22 protein-coding genes are annotated in these 21,337 nt (G+C 60.7%); 10 read left to right on the top strand and 12 right to left on the bottom strand.

Going from position 1 to position 21,337, the window contains the following annotated elements:
• Positions 1 to 318: 318 nt before the first annotated feature.
• The 3 genes from GUY40_RS08715 to GUY40_RS08705 all read left to right on the top strand — a co-directional run bounded on the left by GUY40_RS08715 (position 319) and on the right by GUY40_RS08705 (position 4,064).
• Positions 319 to 1,545 (top strand): acetyl-CoA carboxylase biotin carboxylase subunit family protein, encoded by a 1,227-nt coding sequence (locus tag GUY40_RS08715; protein ID WP_166568544.1) that lies wholly within the window; start codon positions 319 to 321, stop codon positions 1,543 to 1,545.
• Between the two features lie 124 nt (positions 1,546 to 1,669).
• Positions 1,670 to 3,034, top strand: a complete 1,365-nt coding sequence (locus GUY40_RS08710) for an FAD/NAD(P)-binding protein (RefSeq protein ID WP_166568543.1) — start codon at positions 1,670 to 1,672, stop codon at positions 3,032 to 3,034.
• A 7-nt stretch (positions 3,035 to 3,041) separates the two neighbouring features.
• Entirely contained in the window at positions 3,042 to 4,064 is a 1,023-nt protein-coding gene (locus GUY40_RS08705) for an AbrB family transcriptional regulator (RefSeq protein WP_166568542.1), read from the top strand.
• Here GUY40_RS08705 and GUY40_RS08700 read toward each other — a convergent pair.
• Genes GUY40_RS08700 through GUY40_RS08680 form a run of 5 tightly spaced genes read right to left on the bottom strand, consistent with a single transcriptional unit; the run spans position 4,061 to position 7,608 of the window.
• Complete coding sequence (locus tag GUY40_RS08700; RefSeq protein ID WP_166568541.1) at positions 4,061 to 5,038, bottom strand: FecR family protein; 978 nt, start codon at positions 5,036 to 5,038, stop codon at positions 4,061 to 4,063. The genes GUY40_RS08705 and GUY40_RS08700 overlap by 4 nt on opposite strands.
• Positions 5,035 to 5,604, bottom strand: coding sequence for an RNA polymerase sigma factor (locus GUY40_RS08695; RefSeq protein ID WP_166568540.1), 570 nt, complete (start codon positions 5,602 to 5,604; stop codon positions 5,035 to 5,037). The genes GUY40_RS08700 and GUY40_RS08695 overlap by 4 nt, the downstream gene beginning before the upstream one ends.
• Positions 5,605 to 5,624: 20 nt before the next feature.
• Positions 5,625 to 5,951: a DUF3325 domain-containing protein gene (locus GUY40_RS08690; protein WP_166568567.1), complete on the bottom strand. Its 327-nt coding sequence runs from the start codon at positions 5,949 to 5,951 to the stop codon at positions 5,625 to 5,627.
• Entirely contained in the window at positions 5,951 to 7,306 is a 1,356-nt protein-coding gene (locus GUY40_RS08685) for a PepSY domain-containing protein (protein ID WP_166568539.1), read from the bottom strand. The genes GUY40_RS08690 and GUY40_RS08685 overlap by 1 nt, the downstream gene beginning before the upstream one ends.
• On the bottom strand, positions 7,303 to 7,608 hold the full coding sequence (locus GUY40_RS08680; RefSeq protein WP_166568538.1) for a DUF3649 domain-containing protein: 306 nt from the start codon (positions 7,606 to 7,608) through the stop codon (positions 7,303 to 7,305). The genes GUY40_RS08685 and GUY40_RS08680 overlap by 4 nt, the downstream gene beginning before the upstream one ends.
• A 150-nt stretch (positions 7,609 to 7,758) precedes the next feature.
• On the opposite strand from GUY40_RS08680, the gene GUY40_RS08675 reads away from it, so the two are divergent.
• From GUY40_RS08675 to GUY40_RS08655, 5 genes are all read left to right on the top strand, one after another.
• The gene (locus GUY40_RS08675; RefSeq protein ID WP_166568537.1) at positions 7,759 to 8,262 is read left to right on the top strand and encodes a sigma-70 family RNA polymerase sigma factor; all 504 of its coding nucleotides are present in this window, start codon (positions 7,759 to 7,761) and stop codon (positions 8,260 to 8,262) included.
• An 8-nt stretch (positions 8,263 to 8,270) separates the two neighbouring features.
• Positions 8,271 to 9,221, top strand: coding sequence for a DUF4880 domain-containing protein (locus GUY40_RS08670; RefSeq protein ID WP_166568536.1), 951 nt, complete (start codon positions 8,271 to 8,273; stop codon positions 9,219 to 9,221).
• Between the two features lie 103 nt (positions 9,222 to 9,324).
• A complete protein-coding gene (fecA, locus tag GUY40_RS08665) occupies positions 9,325 to 11,664 on the top strand; it encodes a TonB-dependent Fe(3+) dicitrate receptor FecA (protein WP_166568535.1) in 2,340 nt (779 codons plus the stop codon).
• A gap of 233 nt (positions 11,665 to 11,897) precedes the next feature.
• Entirely contained in the window at positions 11,898 to 12,305 is a 408-nt protein-coding gene (locus GUY40_RS08660) for an HPF/RaiA family ribosome-associated protein (RefSeq protein WP_166568534.1), read from the top strand.
• A gap of 168 nt (positions 12,306 to 12,473) precedes the next feature.
• Positions 12,474 to 12,770, top strand: a complete 297-nt coding sequence (locus GUY40_RS08655) for a DUF3509 domain-containing protein (RefSeq protein ID WP_166568533.1) — start codon at positions 12,474 to 12,476, stop codon at positions 12,768 to 12,770.
• A 95-nt stretch (positions 12,771 to 12,865) separates the two neighbouring features.
• Here the strand turns inward: GUY40_RS08655 and GUY40_RS08650 are convergent, their stop codons facing one another.
• Positions 12,866 to 13,342: a phosphate-starvation-inducible protein PsiE gene (locus GUY40_RS08650; RefSeq protein ID WP_166568532.1), complete on the bottom strand. Its 477-nt coding sequence runs from the start codon at positions 13,340 to 13,342 to the stop codon at positions 12,866 to 12,868.
• A gap of 243 nt (positions 13,343 to 13,585) precedes the next feature.
• On the opposite strand from GUY40_RS08650, the gene GUY40_RS08645 reads away from it, so the two are divergent.
• Complete coding sequence (locus GUY40_RS08645; protein ID WP_166568531.1) at positions 13,586 to 13,846, top strand: YebG family protein; 261 nt, start codon at positions 13,586 to 13,588, stop codon at positions 13,844 to 13,846.
• A gap of 130 nt (positions 13,847 to 13,976) precedes the next feature.
• Here GUY40_RS08645 and GUY40_RS08640 read toward each other — a convergent pair whose 3' ends face one another.
• The 4 genes from GUY40_RS08640 to GUY40_RS08625 form a co-directional block, all read right to left on the bottom strand.
• A complete protein-coding gene (locus tag GUY40_RS08640; protein WP_166568530.1) occupies positions 13,977 to 15,083 on the bottom strand; it encodes a dihydrolipoamide acetyltransferase family protein in 1,107 nt (368 codons plus the stop codon).
• Between the two features lie 10 nt (positions 15,084 to 15,093).
• Complete coding sequence (locus tag GUY40_RS08635) at positions 15,094 to 16,080, bottom strand: alpha-ketoacid dehydrogenase subunit beta (RefSeq protein ID WP_166568529.1); 987 nt, start codon at positions 16,078 to 16,080, stop codon at positions 15,094 to 15,096.
• Positions 16,070 to 17,170 (bottom strand): pyruvate dehydrogenase (acetyl-transferring) E1 component subunit alpha, encoded by a 1,101-nt coding sequence (pdhA, locus tag GUY40_RS08630; RefSeq protein WP_166568528.1) that lies wholly within the window; start codon positions 17,168 to 17,170, stop codon positions 16,070 to 16,072. The genes GUY40_RS08635 and pdhA overlap by 11 nt, the downstream gene beginning before the upstream one ends.
• Before the next feature lie 67 nt (positions 17,171 to 17,237).
• The gene (locus GUY40_RS08625; RefSeq protein WP_166568527.1) at positions 17,238 to 18,263 is read right to left on the bottom strand and encodes a Glu/Leu/Phe/Val dehydrogenase; all 1,026 of its coding nucleotides are present in this window, start codon (positions 18,261 to 18,263) and stop codon (positions 17,238 to 17,240) included.
• A 167-nt stretch (positions 18,264 to 18,430) separates the two neighbouring features.
• Here GUY40_RS08625 and GUY40_RS08620 point away from each other — a divergent pair, with 167 nt between their 5' ends.
• On the top strand, positions 18,431 to 19,240 hold the full coding sequence (locus tag GUY40_RS08620) for a SirB1 family protein (RefSeq protein ID WP_166568526.1): 810 nt from the start codon (positions 18,431 to 18,433) through the stop codon (positions 19,238 to 19,240).
• 162 nt (positions 19,241 to 19,402) lie between these two features.
• Here GUY40_RS08620 and maiA read toward each other — a convergent pair whose 3' ends face one another.
• Positions 19,403 to 20,032, bottom strand: a complete 630-nt coding sequence (gene maiA, locus GUY40_RS08615) for a maleylacetoacetate isomerase (RefSeq protein ID WP_166568525.1) — start codon at positions 20,030 to 20,032, stop codon at positions 19,403 to 19,405.
• A gap of 11 nt (positions 20,033 to 20,043) precedes the next feature.
• Positions 20,044 to 21,336, bottom strand: coding sequence for a fumarylacetoacetase (fahA, locus tag GUY40_RS08610; RefSeq protein WP_166568524.1), 1,293 nt, complete (start codon positions 21,334 to 21,336; stop codon positions 20,044 to 20,046).
• Between the last annotated feature and the right edge of the window lies 1 nt (position 21,337).

The following is a 21,337-nucleotide window of genomic DNA, read 5'->3' as shown; positions in this document are numbered from 1 at the left end:
GGAGGCAAATTCTCGAGGAGGTTTGAGTGGACTGACAGTCACTGAGCAAACAGAACGAGGCACTGAGGTTAAAAAACATAGAAATATCTCAGCTTCTATAACACCCATCAAGAAAAAATTTATCTTCAACGCTAAACAGAGAGCAAACTTACAGATATTTCCCACATAGAGCAGATCGAAATAAAAAGTTTCAAACCACCCCCGCCACCACAAATACATAACCATTTACAGACCAGAAAAATAATGTATTTTCCAAAAACATCCGCAGCTCACACCTTGACGTTCCACGGGAACATTTCCGCTACCGGAGACCTCTCTATGAAACCTGTAGTTTTGTTTGCACCGGAAAAAATTTTACTTCAGCATACGGAAGATGAGTGGTTAAGCGTGTTAGGAACTCACTCTCTAATTTATAGCGACCAGTCCGCCAAGGATTGTTTGACCACAAAATTCCCCGCCTTGGCCCCCGCATTCCGGCTCTATACACACTTCAATGACTCGCTGCTCGTAGAATTGGATGCACTGGCCGCCGCAAAGGCACTCGGCACGAACACAATTGTCGCTCTGGCCGAGGTCGATTTATTGAGGGTTGCACGGATCAAAGACCGGCTCAGTGGTTTCGTGACGCGATACGAAGAGATGACCTTGTTATATCGGGACAAATTTCTGATGAAGCAAAAGCTGGCGGAACATGGCATTAGGGTCAATCCCATGTCGGTGGTCCGCTCAGCTTGCGAGATCAACGACTTCATTGAGCAGTATGGTTATCCGGTGGTGGTCAAGCCTCGTGACGGGCGCGGATCAAGTGGCGTTCGCTTGCTGCGGGAGAACACAGACTTGCTCGGGTATCTGCAAGAACAGACAGGCACAACCCTACACAATTTGATGATCGAAAAATATATCAATGCGCCGTTATTAAACGTCAATGGGCTCTATGTTAACGGCAGACCGGTGATCATTTCGCCTGTGCGCTCAACGGTTACCTGCCTTGATTTTCTGGATGGGAAAAGTCTCGGCTTCCAGATGTTGGCCGAAAGCAATCCGCTTTACCAACGATGCGTGAAGCTGACCAGAGACATCGTGGAACATGCGCTGCCTCGACTCGGCACGATGCTGTTCCATCTTGAGATTTTTCTCGACGGCGAGAGCTTGATCGTCTGCGAAATAGCCTGTCGTCTTGGTGGCTGCAGCGTCAACCAGGAATTGTCCGAAGCCTTCGGTATTAACCCGCGTTTGACTCTGATCGATGCCGAACGGGGCGGACCAGCGGCAAGGGTCAATAAACTGATCAAACCGCGGCGCTTGCTTGGACAGCTCAATATTCCGCCTCGTACAGGCAAGTTGGTCGAGTTTCCGGCGCACATTGATTTGCCGTTCATTCGCTATCACTCGGTCACAGCAAAAAAGGGCGCGGAATATTCAGGAATGACGATGACCAATGGCGAAATAGTTTCCGCTATTATTGAGGGCAATAGTGAAAAAGCAGTAAGTGATAATCTCGACAAACTTGATAGCTGGGTCGCAGAACAGTTTATCTGGGAGTAAGCCAGGAAAATCCGCGCCGTTAAAAATCGAAAAATAACCGTCATCGACGCTCGCCTTATCGATCATGATGACGCAAATTCCATGGCGTTAACTCGCCCCATCTAAAACGGGTCCAAGAATAGATATGGGAAAGGTTGCAGTCATTGGGATGGGTTATAGCGGAGCTATTATTGTGGAACGATTGAAACATCTGACTCCCGCGTTAAAAATTGACATCTACGATACAACCGGAAGCTTCGGAGCTGGCTTGGCTTACCAACAGGATGACCTAAGTAACCTAGTCAACCGCCCGACCAATCTTATGTACCTTCGAAATCGCGGTGATTTCGAACAATGGTTGAAAATTTATCGGGAGAAGCAAGCCAACGCCTATCAACCGAGATCAGTATTCGGAAAGTTCATTGAGGAGACGCTAAAGTCATCTCTGCACAAACACTCATCCATCCAGTGTTATCACGAGCGTGTGAATGAAATGACAATGCAACGAGGGCGATATTCGTTGAGAACAGTCACAGGTGAGCGCGCGGGATACGACGCTGTCGTACTGGCAACCGGCAATGCCGAGCCGACCGATATATATCGGCTCACTGGCGCGCAAGGCTACGTCAACACTCCCTATCCGACGTCAAACCTTGCTGATATCCGTTCGGACGGCATTGCCGTGCTTGGCAATCAGTTATCGGCTATCGATGCGGCGCTTGCCGTGCTCGACGCCGATCCTGACAACCACGTAACGATGCTAACCCGCAGCAGCAAGATCCCCAACTACGTCGAGCATTATCATCCGCGCTCTCTTAAAGTGTTAACCGCGAATAATCTCCTGCAACGACTTCAAGGTGGTAGTTCCACTCTGAACACAGTGAGGGCAATGTTCAATGAAGAGCTTGAGGTGCAGGGCATCGACCTAAACATCGAAGAGTTAATGCGCGATCACTCTCAGGCTGCGGGTGCCCGAGATGCACTTTACTCAGTATTTTCATCAACCAATCTAATCGTGCCGTTGATCTGGAACCTGTTATCCGAGCGCGAAAGGAACATTTTCCTCGCAAAATTCAGGGGCGCCTGGCGTCAACTGCGAGTGCCTATTCCCAAGGAGAACTGGAGAAGAATTAATCAACATATCAGCGCCGCGCGACTGGCCTGTCGAACCGGCTTGGTCGATGTTAGCGTCACAAGGGATCGGTTCGTGGCACGGGGTCGTGATTTCGAATGCTCATTTTCCTACGTGATCAACGCAACAGGCGCGGGCGATTCGATGGAGGGCACGCTCTTCAAGAACATGGCGGCCTGTGGAATGTGCATACCACATCAGTACGGTGGAATTGACGTGCACTATGAGGACTGCCGGGTAATCAACAGACATGGCCCCTCCAATATCTTCGCGCTCGGCGCCCCCACTACGGGAGTGTTCTATGCCGTCAGCAATATCGATGTCCTACAGATGCAGGCAGAACTCATATTCCGGAACCTTCGTACACTAAGCATCTGAGAAAAACATGAAGACGATATTGTGCTTGCTCATCGCCACAGGAGCCGGCACCGTGCTGGCATTCGCCGGCGTCCCCCATGGCCTGCTACTCGGCTCGATACTCGCAACGGCAGTGATTGCCAGCAACTTTCATTTTGCTCCCACATTGCGCTTCGGCCTTGGCTACCTGCAAGTTGTACTGGGGATCGCGACCGGCCTGATGTTCGAGTCTTGGGACAATGAAACAATGGTGGCCATGTTACCCAGCCTGGCCTTTCTGCTGCTGTGCCTGATGACGCAGATTACGGTGGCCGCTTTTTGGTTGGTCCAAATCTCGGGATGGAATCTCAAGGATTCGCTATTGGCCGTCTACCCGGGTGCACTCGCGGCGGTGTTCGATTTGCTGGAGTCCGAACGTGCGTCCGGCAAAGTGATGGTCGTGCATCTGATCCGACTGCTGTCGATCACCCTGCTGGTCAGTTTTTGCATTCCGGGGCAAACCGAAGTGTCAGTTGCACTTGGCGAACGCAGCCCACTGACCATGAGCACTCTGCTGTCACTGCTGTCGCTGATCACCTTGTGTATTTTGTTCGGGCGCTTCTTATTGAGCGTCGGCGTTCCTGCACCGTTCATGCTCACAGCGATCATTATCACCGGGGTCTATATCAAGATGGGTTATCTCCAGGCATTCCGCATGCCGCAATGGAGTGTTGATTCCGCGGCGGTCATTCTTGGTGTGCTGGTTGGATCAAAGTTCAAGGACATCTCTCTGACAGAGCTTGTTCGCCACGGATGGGCCGGGCTGATTTCTGTCGCTCTGATGCTGCTGATCGCCGCGGTATTTGCCGTGGTGGCCGGGCGGGTTCTAGGCAGTGATCCCTTGTCGTTGTGGATGGCGTATTTGCCTGGCGCTATCGAGACCATCGCCATTGTCGCGTTCAGTGGCGGGCTGAACGTCGTATTTATCCTGTCTCACCATCTGGTGCGGATGATCGTGTTGCATTTTGCGCCAGCCATGATCGTTCAGGCGCGGCGCAGGCGCGAAAATTAGCGCAACACCACCCAACGCCCCAACCGATGCTCCTCAAACCCCATCACCCCCCGCAGTGAATCAAGCACCGCCAGCGGGTCATCGCTGCGAAAGCTGCCGCTGACCTTGCGCTGGGCCAGCTGCTCGTTCAGCAACAGGATCCGCCCCGGGTAGTAGCGTTGCAGGTCTTGAACCACCTCGGCCAATGACGCCTGGTAATAGTTCAGCCAGCCGTCGCGCCAGGCCAGTTGCGATTCGCTGTCGACCCCGTGAACGCTGGCCGCCTTGCCGTCGGCATAGCCCAGCTGTTGTCCGGCCACCAGCACTTGCTGCGCCTGCCCTTGGGCGGCGGTCACGCCGACTCGGCCGGAGAGCACCGTGACCAGGGCGCCGGCCGGTTGCAGTCGCACTTCAAATTGGGTGCCGAGGACCTGGGTGTCGCCACCTTCGGCCTCGACCACGAAGGGCTGGCCGGTGTGGGTCACATGGAAAAACGCCGCGCCACGCAGCAACTGGACGTGTCGCTCGCCGTGGTCGAAATCCACGGCCACGGCGCTGTCGGCATCCAGGGTCAGTTGCGAGTGGTCGGCCAGGGTGACGGTGCGGGTTTTTCCCGGGGTCGAGACGTAATCGGCATCCAAATCCTGCAGCCAGTGGGTCGGCTGCCAGCCTGCTCCCACACCGATCATCACCAGCAAACAGGCGGCCGTGGCCAGTGCACCGGCCCAGCGACGGGTTCGTGGAGGTCTTGCGTCCATCGCCTGCAAATACCCTCGTAGCGCGGCATCGTCTTCCATGGCCAGGGTGCTTGCGGGCTGCTGGCACAACTCCCACAGCACCTGCGCCTGGGCGTAGGCTTCGCGGTGCGCGGGGTTGGCCAGCAGCCAACGGCTGAAGGCGGCCTGGTCCGCGCGCGAAGGCGCATTGTGCAGGCGGCTCAGCCAGCCAAGTGCGGTTTCTTCCTGTTCGGGGGTGACGTGGATGGGGTTGTTCATTGGCCGGCATTCCCTGGCATGCGTGGCGATGGCGGTGCTTGCAGGCTGGCCTTGCACGCCTTGAGGGCACGCATCATATGTTTTTCCACCGCACTCTGGGAAAGGCCCATGGCGTGGGCGATGTCCGCGTAGGTGCGGCCATGGATGCGGTTGAGCAGAAATATCTGCCGGGTGCGCTCGGGCAGCTCGCGCAAGGCGGCCTCGACCAGCCGTAACTCACTGCCGGCTTCGAGGGCCGCTTGCGGCTCACTGTTGTCGCTGTCTTGCTGCTCTGGCAACCAGCCTTCGTTGACCCGCACGCGGGCGCCTTCGCTGCGCAAATGGTCGATGGCGATGTTGCCGGCACAGCGCAGCAGGTAGGTGCCCAATTCTTCGACCTGCACCAAGGGCCGGCGCCAAAAGCGCAGGAACAAGTCCTGCACCAGGTCGGCGGCGGTCGCCCGGCAGCCGACTCGCCGGCTCACCAGCGCTTCCATTTGCGCTCGCTGCGAGATGAACACCTTGAGAAATTGCGCGCGACTGACCGCAGGCTCCATGGCCTGCGGGTCGACAGCTTGATTGCGCATTTCGTCCAAATGACCTGACCTCAGAACCGCATCAGCGAAGAAACGGGACCCAACAACGAGCCAAGGCCTGCCAACCCCAACGCCAGGCGCGGCCAGTACGGCATCAGGAACACCAGTACCACGGCACTGGCCATGATCGCCGCGGTGAAGAACACCAGGCCCATGGCCCAGCCTTGGTCACGCACGGCAATGGTCAACGCCAACAACAGCAATGCCCAGCCACTGACACGCAGCCACAGACGCTGACGAGGGCTGGATTTGCGGCCCAGCAGATCGTGGTGATGCTTTTCCATCGCCAGGCACAGGGCAGCGAAACCGGCATAACTGAACATCGCCAGGGCCAGCATCATGCGGCCTCCTCTTCGATCAGCCGGGCGCTGGAGTGACGTGCCGCGCGTAGCGCTGGCGTGCCACCGCGTCGAACTTTCCAGGCGGCCCAGGCGAGGAACAGGCCGCAGCCCAGTGCGGTGAGATCGAAGCCGGCCATGATCCAGTCGCCCGACGCCAGCGAATGCGTAAGCCCCGCGTAGGTGGTCAAGATATTAAGCAGCGGCAGGCCCGCCAACAGCAGCGCCGCCAGCCCCAGCTGTTCAACCCAGGCCTGACGCCCCGGGCGCAGCACTGCATGAATCAGGGCCAGGGTCCAGGTCAGGAAGAATGCTTGAATCTCAACGTCGGCACGGGTGGCCAATTGCACTGGCAGCAAGCGGTTGGCCCAGAAGAATACCGCCACGGCCAGGACCAGCCCGGACATGCTGGCGATATTCAGCACCTCGACCAGGCGCAATTCCAGCGGCCGAACACCACTCTTGGCATGCTTGAGCTGACGCTTGCTCAGCCACATGACCAGCCCGGTGCCGATCACCGCCGTGGCCGCCAGGCCGCAGAGGAAATACAGCCAGCGCAGGCCAGCCCCGGCGAAGTGCCCCATGTGCAGGCCATACAGGCTGTCGGCGATCACAATCGGCGTCTTGTCCGGTGCAGGGGTATTGGTCAGCTCGCCGCTGACGCCGTCGTACACCACGCTGTCGTTGGAGCGCCGGGCAATCTGGCCGCTGGCCGATGGGCTGAACGACACGCGCGCATTGGCATCGCCAGGGTTGTCCACTTCGACGCTGCCGACTCGCTCGCTCTGCAACTGCTGCAGGGCCTTTTCGTGCAGCACCGGCAACGGCATCTGAGGCGCCAGTGTGCCCGCCGCCCTGGGTATCTCGGCACGCGGGAAGACATCGTCGAAGAAGCCGCGAGTATCGGTGCCGTAGGTCGCGAGAATGCTCGCCGGCATCACCATGTGCATGAAAATCACCAAGCTGCTGTAGCTGATCATCAGGTGGAACGGCAACACCAGCAATGCTTCGCCCGAAACCGGGTCGACCTGTTTGTTGATAAATCGCCGGCGCCCGCCACCATCGGGTTCGGTTGGCGGCCAGGCCAGGGTCATGGCTGGCTGCCGCGCGTCGGGCAATTGGATGTACCAGCTGGCAGCGTCTGCCGCATTTTTTTGCAGGTACGACTGCGCAGTGGCCAGGCTGACGGCGGCGTCGACTCGATGAAATGGCACCTCCGGCTGGGCCCAGTGGTTTATCTCGTTCTTGAAATAGGCCAGGCTGCCGGTCAGGAAAATCGCAAACAACAGCCAGCCAAATACCAGCCCGGCCCAGGTATGCAGCCAGGCCATGGCTTGGCGAAAGCCCTCTCTCATGGCTGATTCATCCAGTACACCGCGCCGTTGATCAGCCCCAGCACCAGGCTTGGCGCCAGCACGCCCAGCCATGCCTGCAAGGCGGTGCGGCAGGCAAAACACCAGAGAATCGCCACCAGGTAGAAGAGGAATGACAGCATCATGCCGCTGACCACCGCTTCTGTCCTGGCCATGGGCAACAGCAGCGTCATGCATACGCTCGCCAGTGCTGCCAGCAGATAGCCGCCCAGCACCGCCGCGAAGACCCGCGAGGCCACTGCCAGTCGATAGGAAACAGGCATCCGGCCGATTTTGCTTTTCATTTCTGCACCCAGCATTATGAGGCGCCAATATTAATGATAAATATTCTCATGCGCTATGACCTTTAAGACGATTGCCCTACTGCCCATCCATCCCTACAATGCGAACAATTCTTATTCTTTAGCGCATCCCCTGGCGCCGGAGTGTTCACGGTGCCAACCGCGCTGCCCATCGTTTCGCAAACTGTCGAAGGCCTTTACCTGGACCACCACAACTGGCTGACCGGCTGGTTGCGGCGCCGTCTGGGCTGCCCGGACAGTGCCGCGGATTTGGCCCAGGACACCTTTATCCGGCTGTTGCAGGCGCGCGAAACACCGCAACTGAACGAGCCCCGGGCCTTTCTCACCACCTTGGCCAAGCGCGTGCTGTTCAACCACTACCGTCGCCAGGATGTTGAGCGTGCTTACCTGGAAGCCCTCGCGCAATTGCCCGAAGCATTGCAACCCAGCGAGGAACACCGGGCGATCATCTTTGAAACCCTGCTTGAACTGGACCGCCTGCTCGATGGTTTGGCGCCGCAGATCAAGCAGGCGTTTCTGCTGGCCCAGGTCGATGGCCTGCCCTACGGCGAAATTGCCAGCCAACTGGGCATCTCCCTGGCCACGGTCAAGCGCCACCTGAACAAGGCAGCCATGCGCTGTTACTTCGCCCTGTGAGTTCATCGATGAGCAGCCCCGAGTTTTCCCCGCAGGTGGCCGAACAGGCGGTGCACTGGCTGATCGAGATGCAGGGTGGCGGCTTCAGCCCGCGTCAGCAGCAGGAGTGGCAGCGCTGGCTGGAGGCGCACAGCGAGCATCAACGCGCCTGGGAGCATATCCAGCGGGTCAATCAACGCTTGCGCGGGGTGTCCTCGCCACTGGCCCACGCCGCGCTCGGCGCCCCGCGTTCGCCAGGCCGACGGCGGGCGCTCAAGGCCCTGCTGCTGCTCGGCGTCGGCTCCGCCACCGGGCTGGCCCTGCAACGCAACCACACGCTGGTGCCGCTGCTGGCCGACTACCGCAGCCCGGTGGGCGAACAGCGTCGCCTGGCGCTCGAAGACGGCAGCCGCTTGCACCTCAATACCGCAAGCTCGGTGGATGTGCGCTTCGATGGCCAGCAACGGCTGATTCACCTGCTCGAAGGTGAGTTGCTGGTGCACAGCGCTGTCGACAGCCGCCCTCTTCGCATCCTCACCGCCCAAGGCCTGCTGCAACCCCAGGCCGGGCGCGTCAGCGTTCGGCAGATGCCCGAGCACACCCGAGTGGCGGCGTTCGACAGTACGGTCAGCCTGGCTCCGCGAGCTTTTCAGGGCCAGTCGATGAGGCTGCTGGCCGGCCAGCAAACCCGTTTCAGCGACAGCGCACAAGGCCCGGTGCAAGCCTTGGACAAAAACAGCGCCGCCTGGGTCGACGGGATGCTGGTGGCCGCTCACATACGCCTGGGTGACTTTCTGGCAGAGCTGGCCCGCTACCGCCGTGGCCAGCTCAATTGCGCACCGCAGGTCGCCGACCTGCTGATCTCCGGCAGCTACCCACTGGCCGACAGCGAACGAATTCTGGACGTGCTCGAAGTCGCGCTGCCCGTGCGGGTGCGGCGCTTTACGCGCTATTGGGTCACTGTCCAGGCACGGGCCTGAAAACGATTCGGATTTATTTCGCTCAAGGGTGAGCTGTTTTTTCATCTCGCGTGACAGAGAGGGTAATCACCCCCTTGATCCGACGTTTCCAAGGACCTCCTGCATGTCAGCCACGCTTTCGCCCCTCGCTCGTACTTTGCGTCAATGGCTGCTCGGCGCCAGCCTCACCCTGGGCAGCTTGCCCTTGGCGATGGCCGCCGAGCCTCAGGCCTTCCATATCGCCCCCACGTCACTGGAAGCGGCGTTGAACCAGTTCGGTCGTGAGGCCGGCATCCTTATCGCCTTTGACTCGAACCTGACCCAAGGCAAGCAAAGCCCTGGCCTGAACGGCACTTACACGGCGCAGGATGGCCTCGCGGCCCTGCTCGAAGGCACGGGCCTGAGCGCCCAGGCGCAAGCCGAGAATGCCTTCAGCGTGCAAACTGCGCCGACGCCTGCCAGTGCTCCGATCGAGCTTGGCGCCTCTAGCGTGGTCGGCGACTGGCTGGCAGAAGCCAAGGAAGGCAACGTCTTCGAACACCCCGGTGCCCGTGACGTGGTGCGTCGCGAGGAAATGGAACGCACGGGCGCTACCACCGCGCGCGAAGTGCTCAACCGCATCCCCGGCGTCAACGCCCCGGAAAACAACGGCACCGGCAGCCATGACATGGCGATGAACTTTGGCATTCGCGGCCTCAACCCGCGCCTGGCGGCCCGCTCCACGGTGTTGATGGACGGCATTCCCGTCCCCTTCGCACCCTACGGCCAGCCACAGCTGTCGTTCGCCCCGATCAGCATGGGCAACATGGACGCCGTGGACGTCGTGCGCGGCGGCGGTGCCGTGCGCTATGGCCCGCAGAACGTCGGTGGCATCGTCAACTTCGTGACCCGCGCCATCCCCGATGAGCCGACCGTCAAAGGCGGCATCCAGACTCAGACCTCACCGTCTTCCAGCCACGACGGCTTCAAGACCACCGGCAACCTGTTGGCCGGCGGCACCGCCGACAACGGCCTGGGCGGCGCGATCCTGTATTCCGGCACCCGCGGCGGTGACTGGCGCGAACACAGCGACACGCAGATCGACGACCTGATTCTCAAGGGTAAATACGCCATCGACGAAGCCAACAGCCTGCACGCCATGGCCCAGTATTACGAAGGCGAAGCGGATATGCCTGGCGGCTTGAGCGCGGCCGACTATGACGCCGACCCGTACCAGTCGACCCGCCTGAAAGACCAGTTCTGGGGCCGCCGGACGATGTTCAATGTCGGCTACACCTACCAGCAGGATGCCCGCGAGTTCACGGTCAACAGCTTCTTCACCAAGACCCTGCGCAGCGGCTACCTCGACCAGGGCAGCTTCCTGTCGCTGTCGCCGCGCGAGTACTGGGTGCGCGGAATCGAAACCCGCTTCTCCCAGGGTTTTGCGCTGGGCGAAAGCTGGCACGAAGTGGGCCTGGGCTACCGCTACGTCAACGAAGCCGGCCACGAACTGCGCTACCGCACGCCCATCACCAGCAACGAGCTACCGACCACCGCCAGCCGCAACGACCGCGACACCCGTGGCAGCACTGAAGCGCACGCGCTGTTCCTCGACGACCGGATCGACATCGGTAACTGGACCGTCACCCCGGGGATTCGCTACGAAATGATCGACACCCGCCAGGCCAACAATCTGACGAATCAGGACTACCAGGGCAGTTACAACACCGCCCTGCCTGCCCTCAATGTGATGTACCACCTGACCGACAGCTGGAACCTCTACGCCAACACCGAAGGCTCGTTCGGCAGCGTGCAGTACAGCCAGATGCCCAACCGCGTCGCAGGTGACGAAGTGAAACCGGAAAAAGCCCGCACCTGGGAGCTGGGCACGCGCTACGACAACGGTAACCTGCAGGCTGAGATCGGCGCGTTTCTGATCAATTTCGACAATCAGTACGAAAGCAACCAGACCAACGACACCGTGATCGCCCGCGGCGAGACGCGCCATCAGGGGATCGAGACCAGCATCAAATATGCTCTGGACGGTTTGAGCCCGGCTTTGGCCGGGTTCGACGTCTACGCCACCTATGCGTTTGTTGACGCTAAAATCCGCGAAGACGGACCGAACAAGGGCAACCGTGTGCCGTTCTCGTCGCGCCATAAAGGTACCCTGGGCATCGGTTACACTGATGGCCCATGGCAGGCCAACGTCGATAGCACCTACCAGAGCGACCAGTTCGCCGATAACGCCAACACCTCCTCTGAAAGCGCCGACGGCAGCACCGGCCGCATCCCCGGCTACATGCTGTTCAGCAGCCGCGTGGGCTACTCGTTCGGCCCGCAGCTGTCGAACCTGAACGTGGCAGTGGGCGTGAAAAACATCCTCAACCACGAGTACTTCACCCGCTCGTACGACGACAACAACAAGGGCAAATACGTGGGTGAGCCGCGCACGGTTTACCTGCAGACGTCGGTTGCGTTTTGATCTGAAATGACGGTGATTTCAATTCGCGGATAAATCCGCTCCCACATTCCCCGCTCACATCCTGTGAGGGCTTTGTGGGAGCGGATTTATCCGCGATTTTTTTGTGCGACAAAAAAATTATCTTCATGAGGGGGTTGAAAAACTTCTCTGGCTGCCTGACCTTGTAGTCAAGGGCGCCGGATTGTTTCAAACGCCGCGCAGCCCTGGCGAGCTAGCTGAATAAGGGATGAACTATGCAAATCCAAGTCAATAGCGACAACCATATTCAAAGCAGCATCCGGCTTGAGGAGTGGGTACGCAGTACCGTGGAAAGCACGCTCGACCGTTATGAAGAGGACCTGACCCGCGTCGAAGTCCACCTCAAAGATGAACATGGCGACAAGCCAGGCCCGCACGATAACCGCTGTCAGATGGAGGCTCGGCCAAAAGGCCATCAACCGATTTCCGTCAGTCACACCGCCGACACTCTGGATCAGGCCATCGAAGGCGCTGCCACCAAACTCGAACACGCGCTGGAACACCTGTTCGGCAAACTGCGCAGCAAGCGTTCAGGCAAAACCGTGGAGATCGCACCGGCGCGCAACGACGCGTTGCTGGAAGAAGAATTCCTGGAAAACGAGCAGGCCCGTACCGGCACATAGCCCAATCGGCACTGCATCACAAAAGGCGAGCCACTGGCTCGCCTTTTTCATTTCCGGCATGACGGTTGCAACGATTCTGCGGACTGATTGGTCACGATGAACTGCGCCGAACTAAACGGCGGTTCACCCGGTCAATGACTCCGTGTCTCAAAAAGCCAGGTGCCTAACATGGACAACCCGTTTCAGCTCATCAACGATGCCTTCGCCGACGACTACCGCGTCAACCTGTGCATCGAACGCCTGGATGGCAGCATCACCCTGACCCTCTCCGACGAGGGCGGCGTGGTCGCCAAACGCCTGATCAGCCCCGCCCAGCGCAACGACCCCAAGCGCCTGCAACGGCTGATCGAAAGCATCCAGTTCGGCATTGCCATCGAACAAGGCCACAGCGCCCTGGAGATCCTCGGTACCATGACCGACAGCCACCGCCAGGCAGAACGCACCAATAGTGCGTCCGGGTTGTGAAAGGTGCCCTGCTTTACTTCATGGAACTCTGACATCGCACAATAAACCGGGCTGGCTCCGCGCCTACCCGGTGATTCCACCCCATCACCTCGCTTTCAACGCCCCTCCGCTTCGATCTCTTTACCACTGGCATCAATGGCTTTCGTCGAGGGGTATTTGGACGACGCGAACCTGACCACCAGAATCGAGAACGACAACAGCAGAATCCCGCCGCACACATACAGCAACCCGGCATCCGGCGCCTTGTGGTGGGATACGTCGCCAATCAGCAGCCGGGTCAATGCGGTGATCGCCACGTAGAGCAGAAACCGGATCGGCATATGGTTAGTCTTGAAATAAATCCCGGTCATGGCGCCGAGTTCAAGGTAGATAAACAACAGCAGGATATCGTCGACGCTGACGCTGCCTTTTTCGACCATATCGATGAACGTTGCCACCGCCGCATAGGCAGTGATTGCCCCAATCCCGAACAGCGCCAGGTAGTGAAAAGCCTCGACGCACAGGTTGCCGAGTGAGTCGGCTTGCGAGTGCAGGTTCTTGCGCAGCTTTTCAGCCCATTTCAGTTCTGACATTACTTATTCATCCTGTACAAAAATTGAGCAGCCCTTCCACGGCTCGGAGAGGGATGATGCGGGGTGTAGATGACGCTTCGTGTGCCATGCAGTTAAAAGGCCAGAGGCGTGGATTGAGAAGGTGACGGATTGCCGCAAGGCACGTCTGAATGAGCAAAGGCTAAGATGCCACTACTCAAATGCTCGTGATTGGCTTATCCTGAGCACTGTATAAATTAACAGTACCCGATGACGAGGCCGAAAATGGCTGTTGAAACCCTGTATCGCAGTACCCGCGACTTGGAGACTACATTCGTGGATCGCAAACTTGCAGACGCGCACGACCAAATGCTTGAGCTGGCCGAGTCGCTGACAGATGTGCTCCTGAAAAATATCCCCGACCTGACCGAAAAGCAGGCTGAAGACACCGGCATCTTCATGGCCAAGAACCGCGCGGTGTTTGCGGCGGCGTTCAAGAGCAATGCGGGTGCGTTGGCTGAGTTGGTTCAGGGGAAAGGCGAGTAGGCGGTATCGGCTTTTGGGGCTGCTTCGCAGCCCATCGCGGCCAGGTCCGCTCCTACAAGGACCGCGCAGATGTAGGAGCGGACCTGGCCGCGATGGGGCGCGAAGCGGCCCCAAATGCTACAGAAGTTTCCTACCCCGGCAACTCCAGCGCCTGCACCAGTGCCTTGAGAAACCGCGCCGCCTCGCCACCGGTCACCACCCGGTGGTCGAAGGTCAGCGACAGCGGCAGGATCGGGTGCACGCGCACTTCACCCTTCACCGCCACCGGCTCGTCGCGAATCACCCCTGCCGCCAGGATCGCCACCTGCGGCGGAATCACTACCGGATTGGCATAGCGGCCGAACAGCGTGCCAAAGTTGGACAGGGTCAAGGTGGCGCCCATCATTTCCTGCGGCGGGATGGAACGTGCCTGCACATCAGCGCGCAGGCGGCTGATGCCGTCTTTCAAATCTTCGGCGCTGCGCGTGCCGACGTCTCGCAACACCGGTACGAACAGCCCGTCGGGGGTGTCGACGGCAATGCCCAGATGCAGTTGCTCAGAGTGGCGCAATAACAAGCTGCGACCGTCAAAACCGCTGTTGAGCACCGGCTCGACCGCGCAAGCGGCGGCCATGGCCTGGGCCAGGCGAATCAGCGGTTCGCGCGCGCTCGCCCAGCGGTGCAGGTCGGCATCCCCGAACAGGGTCACGGGCACCACTTCGGCATGGGAACGGGCCATGTTCAAGGCCATGCTGCGGCGCACGCCTCGCAGTTTTTCGCCGCCAAAGCGTGACTGCTCGGCGCTGGCCGCGGCCTCGACATCGCTGCGGGTAATCAGCCCGTCGCTGCCTGAACCACTCAAGCTGCCAAGCTCCACACCCAGTTGCCGCGCCAGCTGGCGAACGGCCGGGGTCGCGCGCACGGCCAGGTGCTCACGGGTCGAAGGCGCGGCGCCGACAAAAAAACGGTCGTCCTTGCGTTCTCCGCCCCCCTCCAACCGGCCGACCACGGTGCCCGCGTCGGCATCGCCTTCATACCCGAGCAAGGGTTCGCCCACATGCAGGATGTCGCCTGCAGCACCGTAGGTTTTCGCCACGACGCCATCGTACGGCGCGGGAATGTCGACAATTGCCTTGGCGGTTTCCACCGACACCAGCAACTGGTCGGCCTTGACCTGTTCACCAGCCTGTACATACCAGTGCACAATCTCCGCTTCTTGCAGCCCCTCACCCAGGTCGGGCAGTTTGAAATGTTTCATCAAGGCCTCCTCAGGCGAAATGCAGCACTTGGTCACAGGCGTGGAGAATGTCTTCCACGCTGGGCAGGTACAGCTGTTCAAGGCGATAGAGCGGTGGCGGAATGTCGGGCGCGGTGACCCGCTGGATCGGTGCCTGCAGATCGAGCAGCACGCGCTCATAGAGGCTGGCCGCGATCTCGCCACCCAGCCCCCCGCTGCGCGGCGCTTCGTGGACGATCACGCAGCGGCCGGTCTTGCGCACCGAGGCTTCCAGGGTGGCCATGTCCAGCGGCTTGAGGCAGGCGACATCGATCACCTCGGCCTCCACGCCCTGCTCGCTCAGGGCTTCGGCGGCTTCAAGGCTTTCCAGCACGCTGGCGCCCCAGCTGATCAAGGTCAGGTCACTGCCTTCGCGCAGGGTGAAACAACTGTCCAGCGGCAAGCGTTGGCCATCATCGAGCAGCGTCTGCGGGTTCATGCGATAGAGCCGGGTGGGCTCCAGGAAAATCACCGGGTCAGGGTCGTCGATGGCCGCCAGCAGCAGGCCGTAAGCGCGTGCCGGTGAAGACGGCACCAGCACCCGCACGCCGGGAATATGCGTAAACATCGCTTCGGTTGCTTCGCTGTGATGTTCTGGCGCACGAATGCCGGCGCCCATGGGCGTGCGCAGTACCATCGGGCAACTGAGCCGGCCACGGGTGCGGTTGCGCAGCCGGCTGGCGTGGGAAACCAGCTGCTCCATGGCGGCGTAGATAAACCCCATGAACTGGATTTCCACCACCGGCTTCAGGCCTTGGGCGGCCATACCCACGGTCAGGCCCACGAGCATGTTTTCAGCCAGCGGCGAGTCGATGACCCGCTTGAAGCCGAAGCTGTCGCGCAGGCCCAGAGTGGCGCGAAACACCCCGCCATTGACGCCGACATCCTCACCCAGCACAACGACGTTTTCATCTTCAGCCATGGCCCGGTGCAGGGCCAGATTGACCGCTTCGAGCAACGTCAGTTTGTCAGTGACCATGGGCGTCTCCTGCCGCGTGGCGGGCGACCCTTTCCAGCAGCTCTTCACGCTGTTCGGCCAGAGCAGCGGGCCAGCGGGCATAGACGTGTTCCAACAACGACTCGGCCGGTTGCAGCCCGGCGGCCTCGAAGCGCTCGACCGCCTGCTGGACCTGGGCCTGGCAGTCGTTGACCAGCGCCTGCTCGCGGCCTTCATCCCACACCCCCTGGCTGACCAGAAACGCCTGCAGGCGCTTGACCGGCTCCTGCTGCCAGGCCTGCTTGACCTCATCGGCCGAGCGGTAACGGGTCGCGTCATCAGCAGTGGTGTGATCGCCCAGGCGGTAGCTGATGCATTCGAGCAGCACCGGACCCTTGCCGTGACGCGCGCGGTCGAGCGCCCCCAGCAGACGGTCATGCACGGCGATGATGTCGTTACCGTCGACCTGTTCGCCGACAAAGCCTGCACCAATGGCTTTCTGCGCCAACGTCGGCGCGCCGCACTGAATGCGCCGCGGTACCGAAATCGCCCATTGATTGTTGTTGATCACGAATACGACTGGCAGCTGCCAGGCCCCGGCGACGTTCAGGGCTTCAAGAAAGTCGCCCTTGCTGGTGGCACCGTCGCCGCAGGTGGTGACCACCACCCGGTGTTCGCCACGGATCTTGAACGCCGTGGCGACGCCACAGGCATGCAGGGCCTGGGTGGCAATCGGCACGCAGATGGGGAAGTCCTGAGCCGCGGCCGGGTCCACATAGTCGCTGCCGCGTTCGTCTCCGCCCCAATACAAGAGGATTTCTTCCATGCGCACGCCACGCATCAGCTGCACGGCGGTGTCGCGGTAATAGGGCACCAGCACGTCCTCGGCGTGCATCACGCTGCCGACCGCCACGCCAATCGCTTCCTGGCCCAGGGTTGGCGCGTAAGTGCCGATGCGTCCCGTGCGCTGCAGGGCGACGGCCTTTTGATCAAACAGGCGGGTCAACACCATTTGCCGATACAAGTGCGTCAGCAGGTTGAAGTCGTCAGCCCAGCCAGGCAGCTTGCCGCAGGCTTGCCCCTGAGCGGACAGATAACGGGTGAAGGGCAGTTCGAATGGGCTCGCCGTCATCGGCAGCACTCCTGTCACGCGTGACACGCGTGGGTTGTCCATCGTTGGGCAACCGCCAGCTGACAGGCTACGAGTGCGGATAGACCAGTCGTTCGGCCAGGCTTTCGGCCACCCGCGCCGGTGAGCGCTTTTCAGCCTGGGCGTGAGCGTAGACTTCGGTCAGGCGCAACGGGATCCGTGACAGGTGCGCGGTTATTATGCTGAGGTCTTCGCCCCGGTGCTTCAAGGCCACATAGATGAGCCCGCCGGAATTGATCACATAATCCGGAGCGTAAAGAATGCCGCGGGCTTCAAGCTGGTCGGCAATCTGCAGGTTGGTCAATTGGTTGTTGGCGGAGCCTGCAACCGCTGCGCAGCGCAACTGGGCGACGCTCTGGCCGTTGAGGATCGAGCCCAGGCCGCACGGTGCAAAGATATCGCACGGGGTGCTGATCAAGGCTTCGGCGGCCACCGGTTTGGCGTTCAGTTGCTGCATCGCCAGTTGCACGCGCCCTTCGTCATGATCACTGACCAACAGGTCGACGCCCGCTGCATACAGCTGTTCGGCGAGGGCGAAACCCACATTGCCCAGCCCCTGCACGGCCACGCGCAAGCCTTCCAGGTTACTGCTGCCAAGGCGCGCCAGGGCGGTGCTGCGAATCCCGGCGAACACGCCCATGGCCGTGTGCGGCGAAGGGTCGCCCTGGGCCGTGGTGCTGGTGACATGCTGGGTGGCCTGGGCGATGCAATCCATGTCGATGGTCGAGGTGCCGCTGTCGATGGCGGTGATATAACGCCCGTGCAGCGTCTCGACAAATCGCCCGAAGGCTTCAAACAACGCGGCGCGGTTTTCCACGTGCGGGTTGCGAATGATCACCGCCTTGCCGCCACCGAGTGGCAAGCCGGCCAGGGCAGCCTTGTAGGTCATGCCCTGGGCCAAGCGGATGGCGTCGATCATCGCTGATTCATCATCAGGGTAGGCCAGGTAACGGCAGCCCCCCAACGCCGGGCCCGCGCTCTCGTTGTGAATCGCGATCACAGCCTTGAGCCCGGTCGCCGGGTCAACGGCCAGGTGCAATGATTGTGTACGCGTGCTTTGCATGAGAGCAAACATCAACCGGCTCCCGATCAGGTGCTGTTTCAAGTATAGGCGGCGCCGGGCCAACCGGCCGAACGCCCGGTGATAAGGCCGATAGCCGGAGGGGTTTTACGACATAACCGCCAGGGCACTGGACTAACCGCGAGTGCAGCGCTAAAAGGAAAGCATCAGCGGAGGTTTTCATGAACCCACGTCAAGCCTGTCTTGCCTGCCTTGACCGCGACCCGCCAGCGATTTTCGAGGCGGCGTTGTGGATTGCAGCCGAACACGATGCCAGTGTCGAGCCCGAGAAACTGCTGCGCGATGTCCACACGCTCGCGCAGCAGGTCAGCGTCGGTTTGCCGATGCTGCCGGTTTGCGAGCTGGCCCAACCGTTGCTGCGGCGCCTGAATGACCTGGGTTTTCAGCAGGATGAATTTCACCCCTTGCGGCCTCAGGCGGCGCTGCTCGACAAAGTACTGCACCGCCGGCGCGGGCAGCCGCTGGCCTTGGCGCTGATCAGCCTTGAGCTGGCGCGGCGGCTGGACATTCCGCTGACAGGGGTGAATTTTCCGGGGCATTTTCTGCTGCGGGTGCCAGGTGCCGACCACCTGCTCGACCCCTGCGGTGGGCGCCGCCTGTATCCCAGTGATTGCCGCGAACTGCTGGGCCGCCAGTTCGGTCCGCAGATTGCCCTGAGCGCCGATCACCTGCTCGAAGCCAGCCCCAGGCAGATGCTGCAACGCCTGTCGCGCAACTTGCGCCAACTGCATTCCACCAACGACAACGATTTGGCCGCGCTCAAGGATGCCGAGCGAGTGATGGAGCTGGGGCCAGCCAATGCCAGTGATTACCTGGCACGGGCGACCCTGTATCAACACCTGGGTTGCCCGCAGGCCGAACGGTTCGACCTGGAGCGAGCGTTGTTGCTGACGGACGATCCGATCCAACGATTGCGGCTGACGAATCGGTTGAGCCATTTGCCGCCGACGGCGGCGCCGTCGGTGCACTGAATGCCAGTCACTCAAGGCGTAGACTCTGTGGTAGCGTATTTATCCGCTAATTGATTCCCCACGGTGTGTCAGGCGAACCGCGGTGAATCTATTCGCGGATAAATCCGCTCCCACATTAAGTGGCTGGCAATGGGGCAAGCCCGCACCCACATCAACGACTTCTCAGGCTGGCGTATCCACCTGATTCGAAGGATGCGCCTTCACGAACGCCGGATGCGACTGAGCCAGCTCCGCCACCCGGCGAATCCGCGGATACGCCTCCAGCGCAACCTTAAACCGATTTGCCGCATACAGTTGCGGGATCAGGTAGACATCCGCCAGCCCCGGCTCGCTGCCGAAGCAATAGCCTTGATCGCCAATCAACTGCTCCACCGCCGCCAAACCCTGGCTGATCCAGTGGCTAATCCAACCCTCGATCTTGCCCTCATCAAACCCGCTCTGGCGCAGTTGATTGAGCACGCTGACGTTGTGCAACGGGTGCACGTCGCAGCCGATCAACGCCGCCACCGCCCGCACATGTGCCCGCTGCACGGGATCGGCCGGCAGCAGTGCTGGTGTTGGGTAACACTCTTCCAGGTACTCGATAATCGCCGGCGATTGCACGATCAATTCGCCCGATTCGACCCGCAAGGCCGGTACACGGCCTTGTGGATTGATGGCGAGAAAACCGGCCTCGCGCTGTTCGCCCTTGAGCAGGTTGACCGGCCGCGACTGGCAATCGACCCCCTTGAGGGCCAAGGCGATACGCACGCGATACGAGGACGTGGAGCGGTAGTAAGTGAACAGTTCCATGATCACGGCCCTCAGTGTGCCGAGAGGATCTTGCCTCGGCATTCGCCGAAGCCGATGGAGGCTACACCGTCAGCCCGGCAACGGGCGCGCAGGATGATTTCGTCGCCGTCTTCCAGAAACTTGCGCACCTCACCGGACGCCAGGTTGATTGGCTCCTTGCCGCCGTTGGTGATCTCCAGCAGGCTGCCGAACTGGCCGGGGTTGGCGCCCGACAAGGTGCCCGAGCCAAACAGGTCACCGGCTTGCAACTGGCAACCGTTGACGCTGTGGTGGGCGACCATCTGCGCCACGGTCCAGTACATCGCCTGGGTGTTGCTCAGGGTCAGGCGCTCGGCCGGCAGGTTTTGCTCGCGCATTTTCTCGGTCAGCAGCAGCACTTCAAGTTCGATGTCGAAACCGCCGTTGGCCTGGTCGCGGTTGTCCAGCAGGTACGACAGCGGCTGCGGGTCGCCTTCCGGGCGCGGTGCCTGGGCGCAACGGAACGGCTCCAGCGCTTCGGCCGTCACCACCCAGGGCGAGATGCTGGTGATAAAGCTTTTCGACAGGAATGGCCCCAGCGGCTGGTATTCCCAGGCCTGGATATCGCGCGCCGACCAGTCGTTGAGCAGGCAGTAGCCGGCAATGTGCTCGGCCGCTTCAGCCACCGGCACCGGTTCGCCCAGTTCATTGCCGCGACCGATCCAGATGCCCAGTTCCAGTTCATAGTCCAGCCGTGCGCAGGGGCCGAAGCTCGGTTCGGTTTGCCCCACCGGCAAGGTCTGGCCCTTGGGGCGGCGCACGTCGGCACCGGAAGCCCGAATGGTCGAAGCGCGGCCGTGGTAGCCAATCGGCACGTACTTGTAGTTGGGCAACAATGGGTTGTCGGGGCGGAACAGTTTGCCGACATTCTTGGCGTGCTCGATGCCGACGTAAAAGTCGGTGTAGTCGCCGATGCGCGCTGGCAGATGCAGGGTGCAGGCCGTGGCCGGGCACAGGAAATCGCTCAGCTGGGCCTGCTCGGCCGCGTTTTCACCGAGCAGTTGCAGCAGCCGCTCGCGCAGCGCCACCCGCGCCGGGCGACCCAGTTCGAAGAAGGCGTTGAGCGCTCCTCCACGGGTGGCTTCCACGGCGCGCCGGGCTTGGCCCTCGAACAGCCCTGCCGCCAGCACCGCCTCAAGGTCGAGAATCGAATCACCGATGGCCACGCCGCAACGGGGGGGCTGATCGTCGTGGCTGAAGATGCCCAGTGGCAGGTTCTGCAGCGGGAAGTCGGCATGGCCGTTGGCGCTGGCGACCCAGCTGCGCGGGATGACTGGCTGGTTCATG

The sequence above is a fragment of the Pseudomonas sp. R5(2019) genome (genome assembly GCF_009905435.1).
Classification (GTDB): domain Bacteria; phylum Pseudomonadota; class Gammaproteobacteria; order Pseudomonadales; family Pseudomonadaceae; genus Aquipseudomonas.
This window is presented reverse-complemented; position numbering and strand designations above follow the sequence as displayed.

What these genes read in the sequence shown, in the direction of transcription:
- GUY40_RS08715 (WP_166568544.1), top strand. Translation starts at nt 319, where the DNA reads ATGAAACCTGTAGTTTTGTTTGCACCGGAAAAAATTTTACTTCAGCAT.
- GUY40_RS08710 (WP_166568543.1), top strand. Translation starts at nt 1,670, where the DNA reads ATGGGAAAGGTTGCAGTCATTGGGATGGGTTATAGCGGAGCTATTATT.
- GUY40_RS08705 (WP_166568542.1), top strand. Translation starts at nt 3,042, where the DNA reads ATGAAGACGATATTGTGCTTGCTCATCGCCACAGGAGCCGGCACCGTG.
- GUY40_RS08700 (WP_166568541.1), bottom strand. Translation starts at nt 5,038, where the DNA reads ATGAACAACCCCATCCACGTCACCCCCGAACAGGAAGAAACCGCACTT.
- GUY40_RS08695 (WP_166568540.1), bottom strand. Translation starts at nt 5,604, where the DNA reads ATGCGCAATCAAGCTGTCGACCCGCAGGCCATGGAGCCTGCGGTCAGT.
- GUY40_RS08690 (WP_166568567.1), bottom strand. Translation starts at nt 5,951, where the DNA reads ATGCTGGCCCTGGCGATGTTCAGTTATGCCGGTTTCGCTGCCCTGTGC.
- GUY40_RS08685 (WP_166568539.1), bottom strand. Translation starts at nt 7,306, where the DNA reads ATGAGAGAGGGCTTTCGCCAAGCCATGGCCTGGCTGCATACCTGGGCC.
- GUY40_RS08680 (WP_166568538.1), bottom strand. Translation starts at nt 7,608, where the DNA reads ATGAAAAGCAAAATCGGCCGGATGCCTGTTTCCTATCGACTGGCAGTG.
- GUY40_RS08670 (WP_166568536.1), top strand. Translation starts at nt 8,271, where the DNA reads ATGAGCAGCCCCGAGTTTTCCCCGCAGGTGGCCGAACAGGCGGTGCAC.
- fecA (WP_166568535.1), top strand. Translation starts at nt 9,325, where the DNA reads ATGTCAGCCACGCTTTCGCCCCTCGCTCGTACTTTGCGTCAATGGCTG.
- GUY40_RS08660 (WP_166568534.1), top strand. Translation starts at nt 11,898, where the DNA reads ATGCAAATCCAAGTCAATAGCGACAACCATATTCAAAGCAGCATCCGG.
- GUY40_RS08655 (WP_166568533.1), top strand. Translation starts at nt 12,474, where the DNA reads ATGGACAACCCGTTTCAGCTCATCAACGATGCCTTCGCCGACGACTAC.
- GUY40_RS08650 (WP_166568532.1), bottom strand. Translation starts at nt 13,342, where the DNA reads ATGTCAGAACTGAAATGGGCTGAAAAGCTGCGCAAGAACCTGCACTCG.
- GUY40_RS08645 (WP_166568531.1), top strand. Translation starts at nt 13,586, where the DNA reads ATGGCTGTTGAAACCCTGTATCGCAGTACCCGCGACTTGGAGACTACA.
- GUY40_RS08640 (WP_166568530.1), bottom strand. Translation starts at nt 15,083, where the DNA reads ATGAAACATTTCAAACTGCCCGACCTGGGTGAGGGGCTGCAAGAAGCG.
- GUY40_RS08635 (WP_166568529.1), bottom strand. Translation starts at nt 16,080, where the DNA reads ATGGTCACTGACAAACTGACGTTGCTCGAAGCGGTCAATCTGGCCCTG.
- pdhA (WP_166568528.1), bottom strand. Translation starts at nt 17,170, where the DNA reads ATGACGGCGAGCCCATTCGAACTGCCCTTCACCCGTTATCTGTCCGCT.
- GUY40_RS08625 (WP_166568527.1), bottom strand. Translation starts at nt 18,263, where the DNA reads ATGTTTGCTCTCATGCAAAGCACGCGTACACAATCATTGCACCTGGCC.
- GUY40_RS08620 (WP_166568526.1), top strand. Translation starts at nt 18,431, where the DNA reads ATGAACCCACGTCAAGCCTGTCTTGCCTGCCTTGACCGCGACCCGCCA.
- maiA (WP_166568525.1), bottom strand. Translation starts at nt 20,032, where the DNA reads ATGGAACTGTTCACTTACTACCGCTCCACGTCCTCGTATCGCGTGCGT.
- fahA (WP_166568524.1), bottom strand. Translation starts at nt 21,336, where the DNA reads ATGAACCAGCCAGTCATCCCGCGCAGCTGGGTCGCCAGCGCCAACGGC.